Raw genomic sequence first — 17,112 nt, forward strand, 5'->3', positions numbered from 1 at the left:
TTGAGATATTTAACAGTTGAAAATCTCTCCTTCTATTATGAAAGTGATCCCGTCCTAGAGGGGGTCACTTATCATTTAGACAGCGGAGAGTTTGTTACCTTAACCGGAGAAAATGGTGCCGCGAAATCAACCTTAATTAAAGCGACTCTAGGTATATTGACACCAAAGGTTGGTACAGTAACTTTTTCGAAAACGAATAAAGAAGGAAAAAAACTTCGAATCGCCTACCTACCGCAGCAAGTTGCCAGTTTTAATGCTGGGTTTCCATCAACTGTCTATGAGTTTGTGAAATCAGGACGGTACCCTCGTAATGGTTGGTTCAGACGTCTTACAAAGCATGATGAAGAACATATCAAAGCTAGCTTGGAATCAGTTGGCATGTGGGAAAGTCGTAACAAACGGATTGGTAGTTTATCTGGTGGACAAAAGCAAAGGGTTGTGATTGCACGAATGTTTGCTTCTGACCCTGATGTTTTTGTCCTCGATGAACCGACTACTGGTATGGATAGTGAAACGACTGAAACATTTTATCAGTTAATGAATCATAGTGCACATAAACATGGTAAAGCTGTTTTAATGATTACCCATGACCCTGAAGAGGTCAAAGATTATGCTGATCGTAATATTCATTTGGTTCGTAATGAAAACCTCCCATGGCGTTGTTTTAATGTCCATGACCAAGAAAGCAAGGAGGTTTAAGTATGTTAGAGATATTATCTTATGATTTTATGCAGAGAGCTGTAATGGCTGTTATCGCTATTAGTATTTTTGCTCCTATACTTGGTATCTTTTTAATTCTGCGTCGCCAAAGTCTAATGAGTGATACACTGAGTCACGTTTCCTTAGCAGGGGTGGCACTTGGCGTGGTCCTGGGTGTTAATCCAACTTGGACAACGATTATTGTCGTAGCGATTGCAGCGGTGGTTCTTGAGTATCTTCGTGTAGTTTACAAGCACTACATGGAAATTTCAACAGCCATTCTCATGTCAATGGGATTAGCAATCTCGCTCATTATTATGAGCAAATCTTCAAGCAACTCCAATGTTAGCCTAGAGCAGTATCTCTTTGGATCAATCATTACAATTAGCATGGAGCAGGTTATTGCCCTCTTCGTTATAGCTATTCTAATCCTTGTCTTGACTATGCTCTTTATTAGACCCATGTATATTTTGACCTTTGATGAGGATACCGCTTATGTCGATGGCTTACCTGTTAGATTGATGTCAGTTCTGTTTAATGTTGTAACCGGTATAGCTATCGCGTTAACAATCCCCGCGGCAGGAGCCTTACTAGTTTCGACTATCATGGTCTTGCCAGCAAGTATTGCTATGCGAATAGGTAAAAATTTCACTTCCGTGATTTTCTTAGGTATTGGCATTGGGTTTGTCGGTATGACTGCCGGAATCTTCCTGTCCTATTTCTGGGAAACACCAGCAAGTGCTACTATCACAATGATTTTTATCACAATTTTCTTGATTGTGAGTATTATCGGGATACTCAAAAAATTAGTTAAATAAAAATGTCCTACCTTGAGGTAGGACATTTTTTCTTGTGATTAATAAGTTAATACAGCGTACTTTTTCTTGCCACGACGGATAACAGTTAATTGTCCATCGATTTTATCTTCATCTTGTAATTGATAGTCTAAATCTTGAAGGCGTTCGCCATTGACATAGATTGCACCATTACTTACATCTTCGCGTGCTTGACGTTTTGATGGGGAGATACCAGCTGTAACTAACATCTCAACAATATTCATATTAGCTTCGGAAGATACATGATAGTTTGGCACATTGCTAAGACCTTGTTTTAATTCACTTGCTGATAATTCTTTGATATTTCCGGCAAAAAGTTGTTCAGTGATTTTGACAGCTTGATCGTAAGCAGCCTTACCATGGACTAGAGTAACAACTTCACAAGCTAATGTTTTTTGAGCTAGACGTTCATGTCGCGCAGCATCAAAAGTTTTTTCGATGGCATTAATTTCGTCTAAGCTTAAGAAAGTAAATATTTTCAAGAAGCGAACAGCATCATCGTCCATTACGTTTAACCAGAATTGATACATTTCATAAGGAGATGTTTTATCTGCGTCTAGCCATATTGCATTACCTTCAGACTTACCGAACTTTTTACCAGTTGCATCTGTGATTAACGGAACGGTCATAACATGACCGGTCTTGTCTGATTTTCTGCGAAGCAGCTCTGTTCCGGCAGTCATGTTTCCCCATTGGTCAGAACCACCAATTTGGAGAGTGACATTGTGTTTTGCGTTCAATTCGTAGAAGTCATATCCTTGCATGATTTGGTAGGCAAATTCAGTGTATGAAATTCCTGTTTCAATTCTTTTTTTAACAGAATCTTTACTCATCATGTAGTTAACGGTAAAGTACTTACCAACATCTCGGAGGAAGTCGATGAAGCTAATTTGAGAGAACCAATCATAGTTGTTTACAAGTTCAGCTTTGTTGTCACCATTTTCAAAATCAAGGAAATTAGATAGTTGTCCCTTAATTTTGTCACTCCATTCCAAAACAGTTTCTTTGGTTTGAAGGCTACGTTCAGCATCTTTAAATGAAGGATCACCAATTAAACCTGTTGCTCCTCCGACAAGAGCATATGGTTTGTGCCCTGCAAGCTGTAAGCGACGTGAAGTCAAAATCGCCACTAAGTGACCTAGGTGTAAGCTATCAGCTGTTGGATCATAACCTGTATAATAGGATACTTGCCCTTCTGTTAGTGCTTTGACAAGGGCTTCTTCGTCGGTCGTTTGAAAGACCAAGCCACGAGCTTTGAGTTCTTCAAAAATATTCATAGGCTTTCTCCATTTTCTTTTTAGTTACGGAAATCATTATATCAAAAAAAGCAACTGCTATGCAAGCTTTATCAAAGTTTGGTATAATAGAAGTTGAGGTATTTTATAGTGAACCAATTAAAGAAGAAAAAAACAGGTAGAAAGCAAAATCTGGATGCTAAAGATATTAGCTTTGTTGCCTTAAGAACTGCAAAATTACTAACCAATTTTATATATATTACAATCTTCCTATTTGGTATGCTTGGTGCTGGGATGGCTTTTGGCTATTTAGCTAGTCAGATTGACTCGGTTAAAGTTCCTAGTAAGGATAGTTTAGTCAAAGAAGTTAAGACTATCACGATGATTTCACAACTTAAGTATTCAGATGATAGTATGATTTCTCCGATTGATACTGATTTATTGAGAACGCCTGTAGCTAATGATGCTATTTCACCAAATATGAAGAATGCCATTATTTCAACTGAAGATGAAAACTTTAAAGAACATAAAGGTGTTGTTCCCAAGGCAGTCTTTAGGGCAACTCTAGGATCTATCCTAGGTTTAGGAGAATCTAGTGGGGGGTCAACCTTAACTCAGCAGTTAATTAAACAGCAAGTGCTTGGGGATGATCCAACCTTTAAACGTAAATCCAAAGAAATTATTTATGCTTTAGCTTTAGAAAGATATATTAATAAGGATGATATTTTATCTACTTATTTGAATGTCTCTCCTTTTGGTCGTAATAATAAAGGACAAAATATTGCTGGTATCGAAGAAGCTGCTCAAGGGATATTCGGTGTTTCAGCAAAAGATTTAACAGTACCGCAAGCAGCTTTTTTAGCTGGTTTGCCACAAAGTCCAATTGTTTATTCACCTTATTTAGCAACTGGTCAGTTAAAATCTGAAAAAGAAATGTCTTTCGGTATTACACGACAACATAATGTTCTCTATAATATGTATCGGACAGGATTCCTTTCTAAGAAAGATTATGAATCTTATAAAAACTATCAGATTAGTAAAGATTTTAAAAAACCAGAATCTATCAAAATTAATAAGCATGACTATCTTTATTATGCTGTTTTAGAAGATGCTAAAAAAGCCATGTTCACTTATCTTATTAAACGAGATAAAATTTCGCCACGAGATTTGAAAAATGATGAGATAAAAGCCTCTTATGAAGAGATTGCTATGAAAGAGCTACAACAAGGTGGTTACACTGTAAAATCAACAATCAACAAGAATGTATACAATGCTATGCAAGATGCTGTTAACCGATTTGGCGGCTTGCTTGATGATGGCTCTGGTATGGTTCAGGTCGGGAATGTCTTAACCAATAATTCTAATGGAGCAATTATTGGTTTTATTGGCGGACGTGATTATAACATGAACCAAAATAATCATGCCTTCAATACCATGCGTTCTCCAGGATCAAGTATTAAGCCAATTATCGCATATGGCCCTGCTATTGACCAAGGTTTGATGGGGAGTGAAAGTATGCTTTCTAATTACCCGACAACCTATTCTAGTGGACAAAAAATTATGCACGTTGACAGTGAAGGTACGGCAATGATGAATCTTCAGGAAGCTTTAAACACTTCTTGGAATATTCCGGCATATTGGACTGAGAAATTGCTTCGTGATCAAGGTGTTGATGTTGAAGCCTATATGTCTAAGATGGGATATCGAATCAATGATTATTCAATTGAAAGTCTTCCACTTGGCGGAGGTATCGATGTATCTGTTGGAACACAGACAAATGCTTATCAGATGATTGCTAATAATGGTGAGTTTCATGAGCAATATATGGTTGAAAAGATTACTGCTAGTGACGGAACTGTCGTTTACCAACATGAGAAAAAAGGACAACGTGTTTTTTCAGCGCCAACAGCGACAATATTACAGCAATTATTACGTGGTCCAATTGATTCTGGTGCAACTACAACTTTCAAATCACGTTTGAATGGACTTAATCCATCTTTGGGTTCAGTTGATTGGATAGGTAAAACGGGTACTACTGAGAATTATTCTGATGTTTGGCTAATGCTTGCTACTCCAAAAGTAACCTTAGGTGGTTGGGCTGGACATGATAATAATAATTCCTTAACACCGATGGCAGGCTATAATAATAATTCAAATTATATGGCAAATTTAGTAAATGCCATTAACCAAGCAGATCCAAGTTTATTTAAATCAGGAAGATTTGGATTAGACAAAGGTGTAATAAAATCTAATGTCTTGAAAACAACAGGGCTACAACCAGGAACTGTAACAGTCAATGGTCGCCGCATCACACTTGGAGGCCAAACAGTGACTAGTTTATGGGCGAAAAATGGAGCTGGTCCGATGACTTATAAATATGGTATTGGTGGTACGGATGCAGACTATCAAAAAGCTTGGGCAAGTTTCAATATTAGAAAAAAATAGCTTGAATTTTAGTGACAAATAGTGTATAATACTAATAACTATTTGTCGTCCAATCTAGTTGAAATATTGTCCAACTAGGAAGTACAGCAGTTAAATCAAACTGATTCAGTCAGATTTAGCTGCTCTTTTTGTGCCTATTTTTGCTAAATATAGTCATTTGTCATCTATATTTAAAGATTCTAAAAATTCACAATTGGGATAAATTATAAAATTAGACCTATTTGCTATCATGCAAATGTTAAAAAGAAAAAGGAGCTAAAAACTTGGCAGGACATGAAGTTCGATACGGAAAACACCGTACACGTCGTAGCTTTTCAAGAATCAAAGAAGTTCTTGATTTACCAAACTTAATTGAAATTCAAACTGACTCATTCCAAGAGTTTCTTGATGCAGGATTAAAAGAAGTTTTTGAAGATGTATTACCAATTTCAAACTTTACTGACACAATGGAACTTGAATTTGTAGGTTATGAATTTAAAGAACCAAAGTATACTTTAGAAGAAGCTCGTATCCATGATGCAAGTTATTCTGCACCAATCTTTGTTACTTTCCGTTTAGTTAACAAAGAAACTGGTGAAATTAAAACTCAGGAAGTTTTCTTTGGCGATTTCCCAATCATGACTGAAATGGGAACATTCATCATCAATGGTGGTGAACGTATTATCGTATCTCAATTAGTTCGTTCGCCTGGTGTTTACTTTAATGATAAAGTGGACAAAAATGGCAAAATTGGTTATGGTTCAACTGTAATCCCTAACCGTGGTGCATGGTTAGAATTGGAAACTGATGCTAAGGATATTGCTTATACGCGTATCGACCGTACTCGTAAAATTCCATTTACAACACTTGTTCGTGCTTTAGGATTCTCAGGTGACGATGAAATTGTTGATATCTTTGGTGAAAGTGATTTAGTTCGTAATACAATTGAAAAGGATATTCACAAAAACCCAAGTGATTCACGTACTGACGAAGCCCTTAAAGAAATTTATGAGCGCTTAAGACCGGGTGAACCTAAAACTGCTGATAGTTCACGTAGTTTATTGATTGCTCGTTTCTTCGATGCTCGTCGTTATGATTTAGCAGCTGTTGGACGTTACAAAGTCAATAAAAAATTGAACATCAAAACACGTTTGTTGAATCAGACAATTGCTGAAAACTTGATTGATGCTGAAACAGGCGAAATTCTTGTTGAGTCTGGTACAGTAATGACTCGTGAAGTGATTGAATCAATTGAAGAACATATTGATGGAGATTTGAACAAATTTGCATATACACCAAATGATTATGCAGTTGTCACTGAACCCGTAATTCTTCAAAAATTCAAAGTGGTTTCACCAATTGATCCGGATCGTGTTGTTACCTTGATTGGCAATGCCGCTCCTGATGATAAAGTTCGTGCATTGACACCTGCTGATATTCTTGCAGAAATGTCTTATTTCTTAAACCTTTCTGAAGGTATTGGTAAAGTAGATGACATCGACCACCTTGGTAACCGTCGTATTCGTGCCGTTGGTGAATTACTTGCTAACCAATTCCGTATTGGTCTTGCACGTATGGAACGTAACGTTCGCGAACGTATGTCTGTTCAAGATAACGATGTTTTAACACCACAACAAATTATTAATATTCGTCCTGTAACTGCTGCGGTTAAAGAATTCTTTGGTTCTTCTCAGTTGTCACAGTTTATGGACCAACATAATCCATTGTCTGAGCTTTCTCATAAACGTCGTTTATCAGCCTTAGGCCCTGGTGGATTGACTCGTGACCGTGCAGGGTATGAAGTACGTGACGTACATTACACTCACTATGGTCGTATGTGTCCAATTGAAACTCCTGAAGGACCAAATATCGGTTTGATTAATAACTTGTCATCATTTGGTCACTTGAATAAGTATGGCTTTATTCAAACGCCTTATCGTAAGGTTGATCGTTCTACTGGTATCGTTACTAGCGAAATCGTCTGGTTAACAGCTGATGAGGAAGATGAGTTCACAGTTGCACAGGCAAATTCAAAACTAAATGAAGATGGCACATTTGCGGAAGAAATTGTAATGGGTCGTCACCAAGGTAATAACCAAGAGTTCTCTGCAAGTATTGTTGACTTTGTTGACGTTTCTCCTAAACAGGTAGTTGCTGTTGCGACAGCATGTATTCCTTTCTTGGAAAACGATGACTCAAACCGTGCCCTTATGGGTGCCAACATGCAACGTCAGGCTGTTCCATTGATTAATCCAAAATCACCATTTGTTGGTACTGGTATGGAATATCAAGCAGCTCATGACTCAGGAGCTGCCGTTATTGCTCAATACAGTGGTAAAGTTGTTTTCTCAGATGCTGAGAAAGTAGAAGTTCGTCGTGAAGATGGCTCTCTAGATGTTTACCATATTACAAAATTCCGTCGTTCAAACTCTGGTACAGCCTATAACCAACGCACACTTGTTAAAGTTGGCGATATCATTGAAAAAGGTGACTTCATTGCTGATGGACCTTCAATGGAAAATGGAGAAATGGCACTTGGACAAAACCCAGTCGTAGCCTATATGACTTGGGAAGGTTATAACTTCGAGGATGCTGTCATCATGAGTGAACGTCTTGTTAAAGAAGATGTTTATACATCAGTTCACTTAGAAGAATTTGAATCAGAAACTAGAGATACAAAGCTCGGCCCTGAAGAAATTACACGTGAAGTACCAAACGTTGGTGAAGAAGCTCTTAGAGATCTTGACGAAATGGGGATTATCCGTATTGGTGCTGAAGTTAAAGAAGGCGATATTCTTGTAGGTAAAGTTACACCTAAAGGTGAAAAAGACTTGTCTGCTGAAGAACGTCTATTGCATGCAATCTTTGGTGATAAATCTCGTGAAGTTCGTGATACATCACTTCGTGTTCCTCACGGTGGAGATGGTATCGTTCGTGATGTTAAAATCTTTACACGTGCTAACGGAGATGAATTACAATCAGGCGTAAACATGTTAGTTCGTGTTTACATTGCCCAAAAACGTAAAATCAAAGTTGGAGATAAAATGGCTGGTCGTCACGGAAACAAAGGGGTTGTTTCTCGTATCGTTCCTGTGGAAGACATGCCTTATTTACCAGACGGAACTCCAGTTGATATCATGTTGAACCCTCTTGGGGTACCTTCACGTATGAACATTGGACAAGTTATGGAACTCCACCTTGGTATGGCTGCTCGTAATTTAGGAATTCACATTGCAACACCAGTCTTTGACGGTGCTACTGCCGATGACCTTTGGGAAACAGTTATAGAAGCTGGCATGGATTCAGATGCTAAAACAGTTCTTTATGATGGCCGTACAGGTGAACCATTTGATAACCGCGTTTCTGTTGGTGTCATGTATATGATTAAACTTCACCACATGGTTGATGATAAACTTCATGCGCGTTCTGTTGGGCCATACTCACTCGTTACACAACAGCCTCTTGGTGGTAAAGCACAATTTGGTGGACAACGTTTTGGTGAGATGGAAGTTTGGGCCCTTGAAGCCTATGGAGCTTCAAATGTTCTTCAAGAAATCTTGACTTACAAGTCAGATGATGTAACTGGACGTTTGAAAGCTTATGAAGCTATTACAAAAGGTAAACCAATTCCAAAACCAGGTGTTCCAGAATCATTCCGCGTGCTTGTAAAAGAATTACAATCTCTAGGTCTTGATATGCGTGTCCTTGATGAAGATGATAACGAAGTTGAACTTCGTGATCTTGACGAAGGTGAAGATGATGACGTGATGCACGTTGATGATCTTGAAAAAGCACGTGAAAAACAAGTTCAAGAAGCTCCAGTTCAAGAAACTCCAGTTCCAGAAACAACTGAAGTAGCTGAAACAACTGAAGACTAAGAATAATAACATTGAAGTGAATTTACTAGACTAGAGCAGGAGCTCTAGTAACTAGTAAAATGATAAAACGAAGAAAGGTAAAACTAGTGGTTGACGTAAATCGTTTTAAAAGTATGCAAATCACATTAGCTTCACCAAGTAAAGTCCGTTCATGGTCTTACGGGGAAGTTAAGAAACCTGAAACAATCAACTACCGTACGTTAAAACCAGAACGTGAAGGTCTATTTGACGAAGTCATCTTTGGCCCAACAAAAGACTGGGAATGTGCGTGTGGTAAATACAAACGTATCCGTTATAAAGGAATCGTTTGTGACCGTTGTGGTGTAGAAGTAACTCGTGCCAAAGTTCGTCGTGAACGTATGGGACATATTGAGTTGAAAGCACCTGTATCTCATATTTGGTATTTCAAAGGAATTCCATCACGTATGGGACTAACATTGGATATGAGTCCTCGTGCCTTGGAAGAAATTATTTACTTCGCAGCATATGTTGTTATTGATCCAATGGACACACCTCTTGAACCTAAATCACTTTTAACAGAACGTGAATATCGTGAAAAAGTTCAAGAATATGGTTATGGATCATTCATCGCAAAAATGGGTGCCGAAGCTATTCAAGATCTCTTGAAACGTGTTGATTTACCAGCAGAAATTGCTGAGTTAAAAGAAGAACTTAAATCAGCATCTGGTCAAAAACGGATTAAAGCTGTTCGTCGTTTAGATGTTCTTGATGCCTTTAACAAATCTGGTAATAAACCTGAGTGGATGGTTCTTAACATCTTACCAGTTATCCCACCAGATTTGCGTCCGATGGTTCAATTAGATGGTGGCCGTTTTGCTGCGTCTGACTTGAATGACTTGTATCGTCGTGTTATCAACCGTAACAACCGTCTTGCTCGTTTATTAGAACTAAATGCCCCAGGTATTATCGTTCAAAATGAAAAACGTATGTTACAAGAAGCAGTTGATGCTTTGATTGATAATGGTCGTCGTGGTCGTCCAATTACAGGACCAGGAAGTCGTCCATTGAAATCTTTAAGTCATATGCTTAAAGGTAAACAAGGTCGTTTCCGTCAAAACTTGCTTGGTAAACGTGTTGACTTCTCAGGACGTTCAGTTATCGCAGTTGGTCCAACTCTTAAAATGTACCAATGTGGTGTACCACGTGAAATGGCAATCGAACTCTTCAAACCATTTGTTATGCGTGAAATTGTTGTTCGCGAATTCGCAGGTAACGTAAAAGCTGCTAAACGTATGGTTGAACGTGGAGATGAACGCATTTGGGATATTCTTGAAGATGTTATTAAAGAACACCCAGTTCTACTTAACCGCGCACCGACTCTTCACAGACTTGGTATTCAAGCATTTGAACCAGTTCTGATTGATGGTAAGGCACTTCGTCTTCACCCACTTGTGTGTGAAGCCTACAATGCCGATTTCGATGGTGACCAAATGGCCATCCACGTACCACTTTCAGAAGAAGCGCAAGCTGAGGCTCGTCTATTGATGCTTGCAGCGGAGCATATTCTTAACCCTAAAGATGGTAAACCAGTTGTTACACCTTCACAGGATATGGTTTTAGGTAATTATTACCTTACTATGGAAGATCCAGGTCGCGAAGGCGAAGGAATGATCTTCAAGGACTTAGATGAAGCTGTTATGGCTTATCAAAATGGCTTTGCTCATTTACATAGTCGTGTAGGTATTGCAGTTGAAAGTATGCCTAACAAACCTTGGAAAGATAGTCAAAGAAATAAAATTTTAGTAACAACAGTTGGTAAAATCTTGTTCAATGCTATCATGCCTGAAGACCTTCCTTATTTAAATGAACCAAACAATGTGAATTTAACTGAAGGTACTCCAGACAAATACTTCCTTGAACCTGGTAAAGAAATTCAAGAATTAATTGATTCATTAGAAATCAATGTACCATTCAAGAAGAAAAACCTAGGAAACATTATCGCTGAAACCTTTAAACGTTTCCGTACAACAGAAACTTCAGCATTCCTTGACCGTCTTAAAGATTTAGGTTACTATCATTCAACACTCGCTGGTTTGACAGTGGGTATTGCCGATATCCCTGTAATTGATAATAAAGTTGAGATTCTTGAAGCTGCTCACCATCGCGTTGAAGAAATCAACAAAGGTTTCCGTCGTGGTTTGATGACTGATGAAGATCGTTATGTTGCCGTTACAACAACATGGCGTGAAGCAAAAGAGGCTCTTGAAAAACGCTTAATTGAAACTCAAGATCCTAAGAACCCTATCGTTATGATGATGGACTCAGGAGCCCGTGGTAATATCTCAAACTTCTCACAGCTTGCTGGTATGCGTGGTTTGATGGCTGCTCCGAATGGTCGCATTATGGAACTTCCTATCCTCTCAAACTTCCGTGAAGGTTTGACCGTTTTGGAAATGTTCTTCTCAACTCACGGTGCTCGTAAGGGGATGACCGATACAGCCCTTAAAACAGCCGATTCGGGTTACCTTACTCGTCGTTTGGTGGACGTGGCTCAGGATGTTATTATCCGTGAAGATGATTGTGGAACAGACCGTGGTCTACTTATCAAAGCTATTACAGATGGTAAAGAAGTTACAGAAACTCTTGAAGAACGTTTACAAGGTCGTTATACTCGTAAATCAGTAAAACATCCTGAAACTGGCGAAGTACTTATCGGAGCTGATCAATTAATTTCTGAAGACATCGCACGCAAAATTGTTGAAGCTGGTGTTGAAGAAGTTACAATCCGTTCAGTATTTACATGTGCAACACGTCATGGTGTATGTCGTCACTGTTATGGTATTAACCTTGCAACTGGTGATGCGGTTGAAGTTGGTGAAGCAGTTGGTACAATTGCTGCCCAATCAATCGGTGAACCTGGTACACAGCTTACAATGCGTACCTTCCATACGGGTGGTGTTGCGTCAAATACCGATATTACTCAAGGTCTTCCTCGTATCCAAGAAATCTTTGAAGCACGTAACCCTAAAGGGGAAGCTGTTATCACAGAAGTTAAAGGTAAAGTGGTTGATATTGAAGAAGATGCTTCTACACGTACTAAGAAAGTATTTGTTGAAGGCAAAACGGGTAAAGGTGAATATGTTGTACCATTTACAGCTCGTATGAAAGTTGAAATTGGTGATGAGATTAATCGTGGAGCTTCACTAACTGAAGGTTCTATTCAACCTAAACGTTTGTTAGAAGTTCGTGATACACTGTCAGTTGAAACATATCTATTGGCTGAAGTACAAAAAGTATATCGTAGCCAAGGGGTTGAAATCGGAGATAAACACGTTGAAGTAATGGTTCGCCAAATGCTTCGTAAAGTTCGTGTTATGGATCCAGGTGATACTGAATTGTTACCAGGAACACTTCTGGATATTGCTGACTTCACTACTGCTAACAAAGATATTGTTATCGCTGGTGGAATCCCTGCAACTTCTCGTCCAGTTCTTATGGGTATTACTAAAGCCTCACTTGAAACTAACTCATTCTTATCTGCTGCTTCATTCCAAGAGACAACACGTGTTCTTACAGATGCTGCAATTCGTGGTAAGAAAGACCATCTACTTGGTCTTAAAGAAAATGTTATTATTGGTAAAATCATTCCAGCTGGTACTGGTATGGCTCGTTATCGTAACATTGAACCACAAGCAATGAATGAAGTTGAAATTATTGAAGAACCTGTTTCAGAAGAAATTGTGGTTACTGAAAACTAATGAAAAAGAGTCTATTGACTCTTTTTTATTTTCTTCGTGAGCAGAAACTTTTTAAAAAGCCTACTATTTAGCTATAATATACTAAAGAGAAGGAAAAATGTATATGTATGAAGTAATAAAAATGTATGGTGACTGGGAACCTTGGTGGTTCATTGACGGTTGGAGAGATGATATTATCTATCAAAAAGAATATGAAAAATGGGAAGATGCTTTAGCTGATTTTCAAAATCAGTGGAATCACTTAAAGGAAACTTACCCAAGTATTCATAGTCAGAAAAATTTACTAGCTACTTTTTGGCAAGAAAGTGAAAAGAAATGGTGTGAAGATTGTGCTGATGATTTACAACAATACCACTCTATTTTGCTTTTAAAAAATAATGACATTATCCCACTTGAAAAAAATATTGCTTCCTTCGAACAGCGTAATGATATCCCACCAGTACCATTTATTTGTAAATTAAGACTAAAAAAAAGTTAACTTATTATTAATAAGTTAACTTTTTTTCGAATAAATTGATAAGGAGGTAAATAATGATCCAAGGTTTGGGTAAGCAAATAATAAGTGAAGCGATGGAGTTGCAAGTTCAAGATATCTATATTTTACCTGAAGAGAATGAGTATCAATTGTTTTTCCGAATTCATGATGAAAGGCAAAAATTAGAAGATTTTCAAACAAGTCAATTACAACAATTAATGAGTCATTTTAAGTTTTTGGCTGGTATGAATGTTGGCGAAAAAAGAAGGTGTCAGTTAGGTTCTTGTAATTATGATATAGATGATTCTATATCAATCTCATTAAGACTTTCTACAGTTGGTGATTATCGTGGGCGTGAAAGTATGGTTATTCGTATTCTTTATCCTTATCAAGAGAATCAAACCTATTGGGAGGATATGGATGAAAAAATTAATCAATTTATAATCGGACGTGGACTCTATCTTTTTGCTGGACCAGTTGGATCAGGTAAAACAAGTCTAATGTATAGACTTATTGAGAAAAATTTCCATGACAGGCAAGTGATTACGATTGAGGATCCAGTTGAAATAAAGAATCCCAAATTCTTACAATTACAAGTTAATGATAGTATTGGAATGACTTATGATAATCTCATAAAGTTATCTCTGCGTCATCGACCGGATATTTTAGTAATTGGTGAAATTCGAGATAGGGAGACTGCACAGGCTGTGATTAGAGCAAGTTTAACAGGAATTATGGTCTTTTCAACAGTACATGCAAAAAGTATTCCAGGGGTATATTATCGCCTTTTAGAATTAGGAATTAATCAAAATGAATTAGAAAACGCCTTAAGATTAATAGTTTATCAAAGATTAATGGGAGGGAAAGGTTTAATTGATTTTACTAACAAAAACTATATTAGTCATTCGCATGAAAAATGGAATCAAGCTATTGATCAGTTGGTTGCAAAAGGACATTTCCCTGAAGAAAAAGGGGAAAAAGAAAAGATTATCAAGTAAAAAACAATATCAACTTATCCAATTGCTACATAATCTCCAAGCAAGCGGATTTAATTTAGTTGAAATGGTATCTTTTCTGAAGAAAAGTAAATTAATATCTGAAGAACAGGTTAAAATTATGGAATTTCACATGCTCAATGGCAGTAGTTTATCAAAAATTATGCTTGATTTAGGTTACCCAGATAGTATTATAACTCAATTGAGTTTAGCAGAATTACATGGGAATATTTTGGGGAGTCTTGAAAATATAGAAACATACCTTTTGCAAGTGAATCATATTAAAAAGAAAACTTTCGAAGTGGTCATGTATCCACTTGTATTACTATTTTTTCTAACAACTATACTACTTGGTTTGAGACAATATTTATTGCCTTCGCTTAATGAGGAAGGTCCACTTATGTTCCTACTAACCTATTTTCCTCACCTTTTAATAATCCTAATTGTGATAATCCTCTTTGTCTCTATAGTAGTTATTTATAAATGGCGACGCAGTTCACCACTCAAGCTAATTAGCCAAATTAGTCGATTGCCTTTAATAGGATACGTCATCCAGTTATATATGACAGCCTTCTATGCTCGAGAATGGGGAAATTTATTAGATCAGGGGCTTGAATTAAGTACGATTTTGTCTGTTATGAGTAAGGAAAAATCACTTTTGGTACGGGAAATAGGTATAGAAATGAATAGTGCTTTTGTAGAGGGGATTCCGTTTGAGCAAAAGGTACTAGATTATCCATTTTTTAAAAATGAATTGAGTTTAATTATTTCATATGGACAAGTTAAATCAAAATTAGGGAAGGAGTTAGAAATATATTCTCAAAATACATGGGAGTCTTACTTCAGGTTCCTCATACAACTTACTCAGCTGATTCAACCAATTGTATTTTTAGCAGTTGCTCTAATTATTGTCATGATTTATGCAGCAATGCTATTGCCAATTTATCAAAATATGGGAGGAAATTTATGAAAAAATTTATTATTAATTTTAAAAACAAATCAGTACAAGCATTCACTCTTTTAGAGATGCTAATGGTTATTCTTATTATTTCTATACTGATGCTCTTATTTATTCCAAATTTAAACAAACAAAAAGAAAAAGTCTTGGATACCGGAGGAGAGGCTCTAGTTAAAATAGTTGAAAATCAAGCTGAACTCTATGCATTGAACAATGCTGGCAAAGTGCCATCATTAAATGATTTAAAGAGCAATGGAAATTTAACAGAAAAGCAAATAACCGCTTATAATGATTATTATAAAAAACACAGTGATAAAATCCCAAATGTTAAATAAGGAAGTATCAGCGTTTACCTATTTTGAATCTTTACTATGTCTAGTAATTACTTGTTTTTCAGTTATTATATTGACAACAAGTGTGGGTACAGTATTTGAAAAAGTTACAAATAATCTATTCTATATTGAATTTGAAAATTTTTATCGGCATAGTCAAAAAATTTCCATACTAAAACGGGTTGCAGGAACAATGGTATTTAAGGAAAAATCAATTTCATATCACAATGAAACAATTACCTTACCAGATACAATCAGACTTGGATTTGTTAACAAGGTAAAGATAAACCAGTTTGGTGGAAATCATTCCCTTGCTAAAATAAATTTTATTAGTTCGGATGAAACTGTTACTTATACTCTAAATTTAGGAAGTGGTACTTATAAAAAAACAAAAAATTAAAGGTTATATCCTTTTTGAAAGTCTTCTTGCTTTAGGTATTCTTGTTTATATTGTATTAGTTATTTTAGGCGCAATTGAGCAATATCAACAACTTCATAATCGGTACATACAGGAAGAAGAGGCTCTAAATGCTGCAATATCAGCTATTCAGACTCAAAAGGACAGTCTGGCTATTAATAATGTAGAAATTATTGTTCATTCAACAGCAAAGGAAATGAGAGTCAATGACAAAAGTAAAGAGTTGTTTCATGTTACAAAAATTAGTGACTAAGGGTTTTACCTTATTTGAAGCCTTAATTGCACTTTTAGTTATCTCTGGATCTCTACTGGTTTATCAAGGTTTAACTAAGTCAACGTTTGCCAATATGAACTATCTAAGTCAAAGTGATCAAGATAGTTGGCTCTTATTTGCAAATCAGTTTAGAGCTGAATTGGAAGGTTCACAATTTATTGAAATTAAAGGAAAAAAAATGCTTGTTAAAAAGGATGAAAAGGTAGTTTCTTTTAGATTAACTGAAAAAAATGACTTTAGAAAATCGGCAGCTAGTGGGAAAGGCTTAAATCCAATGTTGTTAAACTTACAGGATATTCAAATGACGACAGTAAATCACCAACTAACTCTTCATTTGATCTGGCAAAGTGGCCTGGAAAGGGATTTTATCTATGCATTTGAGAAGCCAAGTTAAAGCAGGAGTTCTCTTATATTCACTTTTGATGGCTTCAATTTTCATATTAATTGTTCAGGTTTACATTATTCAGAGCAACCGACTACAAGTTGAACATCAAGCTCATCTTGCAATTGCTAAGGCTTATGCAATGGCTGAAATGACAAAGTCTTCTCGTTCTGACAAACAAAATGGACAAATCTCATTTAATACAGGTACTGTAAAATATTCTAATAAAAATGATCAACTTCATATGCAAATTAATGTGGAAGGAGGTTTTGATTATCACTTTAGTTATGGCAATCAAAAACAAGAAAATCTAGAAAAAAACTCATTCATTGAAGATAACCAAAATCCAAATATACCAAGTAAAAAGAGAAAAGTTCGAAAAGAAAAACCATCAACAAACCAAAAGGGGAGGCAAGGTAAAGTCAAAGATCATACAGTACAATTTGAAAAATATGATGAGGATAAGATATTATCAGTTGTTGAATAA

The 17,112-nt window shown here is 36.6% G+C and carries 14 protein-coding genes; 13 read left to right on the forward strand and 1 reads right to left on the reverse strand.

Features of this window, described 5'->3' with window-relative positions:
- Together MKY69_RS00795 and MKY69_RS00800 are read left to right on the forward strand one after the other, a co-directional pair.
- Window positions 1-699 (forward strand): metal ABC transporter ATP-binding protein, encoded by a 699-nt coding sequence (locus MKY69_RS00795; protein WP_340790788.1) that lies wholly within the window; start codon window positions 1-3, stop codon window positions 697-699.
- A 2-nt stretch (window positions 700-701) separates the two neighbouring features.
- The gene (locus MKY69_RS00800) at window positions 702-1,517 is read left to right on the forward strand and encodes a metal ABC transporter permease (RefSeq protein WP_003108760.1); all 816 of its coding nucleotides are present in this window, start codon (window positions 702-704) and stop codon (window positions 1,515-1,517) included.
- Between the two features lie 38 nt (window positions 1,518-1,555).
- Here MKY69_RS00800 and tyrS read toward each other — a convergent pair whose 3' ends face one another.
- Complete coding sequence (gene tyrS, locus MKY69_RS00805) at window positions 1,556-2,812, reverse strand: tyrosine--tRNA ligase (RefSeq protein ID WP_003105208.1); 1,257 nt, start codon at window positions 2,810-2,812, stop codon at window positions 1,556-1,558.
- A gap of 93 nt (window positions 2,813-2,905) precedes the next feature.
- Here tyrS and pbp1b point away from each other — a divergent pair, with 93 nt between their 5' ends.
- The 11 genes from pbp1b to comGG all read left to right on the forward strand — a co-directional run bounded on the left by pbp1b (window position 2,906) and on the right by comGG (window position 17,112).
- A complete protein-coding gene (pbp1b, locus tag MKY69_RS00810) occupies window positions 2,906-5,215 on the forward strand; it encodes a penicillin-binding protein PBP1B (protein ID WP_372697374.1) in 2,310 nt (769 codons plus the stop codon).
- A gap of 263 nt (window positions 5,216-5,478) precedes the next feature.
- Window positions 5,479-9,072, forward strand: coding sequence for a DNA-directed RNA polymerase subunit beta (rpoB, locus tag MKY69_RS00815; RefSeq protein WP_062807010.1), 3,594 nt, complete (start codon window positions 5,479-5,481; stop codon window positions 9,070-9,072).
- Window positions 9,073-9,158: 86 nt separating this feature from the next.
- A complete protein-coding gene (gene rpoC, locus MKY69_RS00820; protein ID WP_279386803.1) occupies window positions 9,159-12,791 on the forward strand; it encodes a DNA-directed RNA polymerase subunit beta' in 3,633 nt (1,210 codons plus the stop codon).
- Window positions 12,792-12,894: 103 nt separating this feature from the next.
- A complete protein-coding gene (locus MKY69_RS00825) occupies window positions 12,895-13,269 on the forward strand; it encodes a DUF1033 family protein (RefSeq protein WP_003103833.1) in 375 nt (124 codons plus the stop codon).
- 53 nt (window positions 13,270-13,322) lie between these two features.
- Window positions 13,323-14,264 (forward strand): competence type IV pilus ATPase ComGA, encoded by a 942-nt coding sequence (gene comGA, locus MKY69_RS00830; protein WP_340790794.1) that lies wholly within the window; start codon window positions 13,323-13,325, stop codon window positions 14,262-14,264.
- Window positions 14,176-15,231, forward strand: a complete 1,056-nt coding sequence (gene comGB / locus MKY69_RS00835) for a competence type IV pilus assembly protein ComGB (RefSeq protein WP_076751810.1) — start codon at window positions 14,176-14,178, stop codon at window positions 15,229-15,231. The genes comGA and comGB overlap by 89 nt, the downstream gene beginning before the upstream one ends.
- The gene (gene comGC, locus MKY69_RS00840) at window positions 15,228-15,554 is read left to right on the forward strand and encodes a competence type IV pilus major pilin ComGC (RefSeq protein WP_004347181.1); all 327 of its coding nucleotides are present in this window, start codon (window positions 15,228-15,230) and stop codon (window positions 15,552-15,554) included. The genes comGB and comGC overlap by 4 nt, the downstream gene beginning before the upstream one ends.
- Complete coding sequence (comGD, locus tag MKY69_RS00845) at window positions 15,544-15,951, forward strand: competence type IV pilus minor pilin ComGD (RefSeq protein ID WP_243619590.1); 408 nt, start codon at window positions 15,544-15,546, stop codon at window positions 15,949-15,951. Before comGC ends, comGD begins: the two co-directional genes overlap by 11 nt.
- Window positions 15,923-16,222 carry a competence type IV pilus minor pilin ComGE gene (comGE, locus tag MKY69_RS00850; RefSeq protein ID WP_003104125.1) on the forward strand — a complete coding sequence of 100 codons (300 nt, stop codon included), beginning with the start codon at window positions 15,923-15,925 and terminating at the stop codon, window positions 16,220-16,222. Before comGD ends, comGE begins: the two co-directional genes overlap by 29 nt.
- Complete coding sequence (gene comGF, locus MKY69_RS00855; protein ID WP_003102915.1) at window positions 16,200-16,637, forward strand: competence type IV pilus minor pilin ComGF; 438 nt, start codon at window positions 16,200-16,202, stop codon at window positions 16,635-16,637. Before comGE ends, comGF begins: the two co-directional genes overlap by 23 nt.
- Complete coding sequence (comGG, locus tag MKY69_RS00860; RefSeq protein ID WP_340790795.1) at window positions 16,615-17,112, forward strand: competence type IV pilus minor pilin ComGG; 498 nt, start codon at window positions 16,615-16,617, stop codon at window positions 17,110-17,112. The genes comGF and comGG overlap by 23 nt, the downstream gene beginning before the upstream one ends.

Source organism: Streptococcus sp. FSL R7-0212 (genome assembly GCF_038007985.1).
Classification (GTDB): Bacteria; Bacillota; Bacilli; order Lactobacillales; family Streptococcaceae; genus Streptococcus; species Streptococcus parauberis.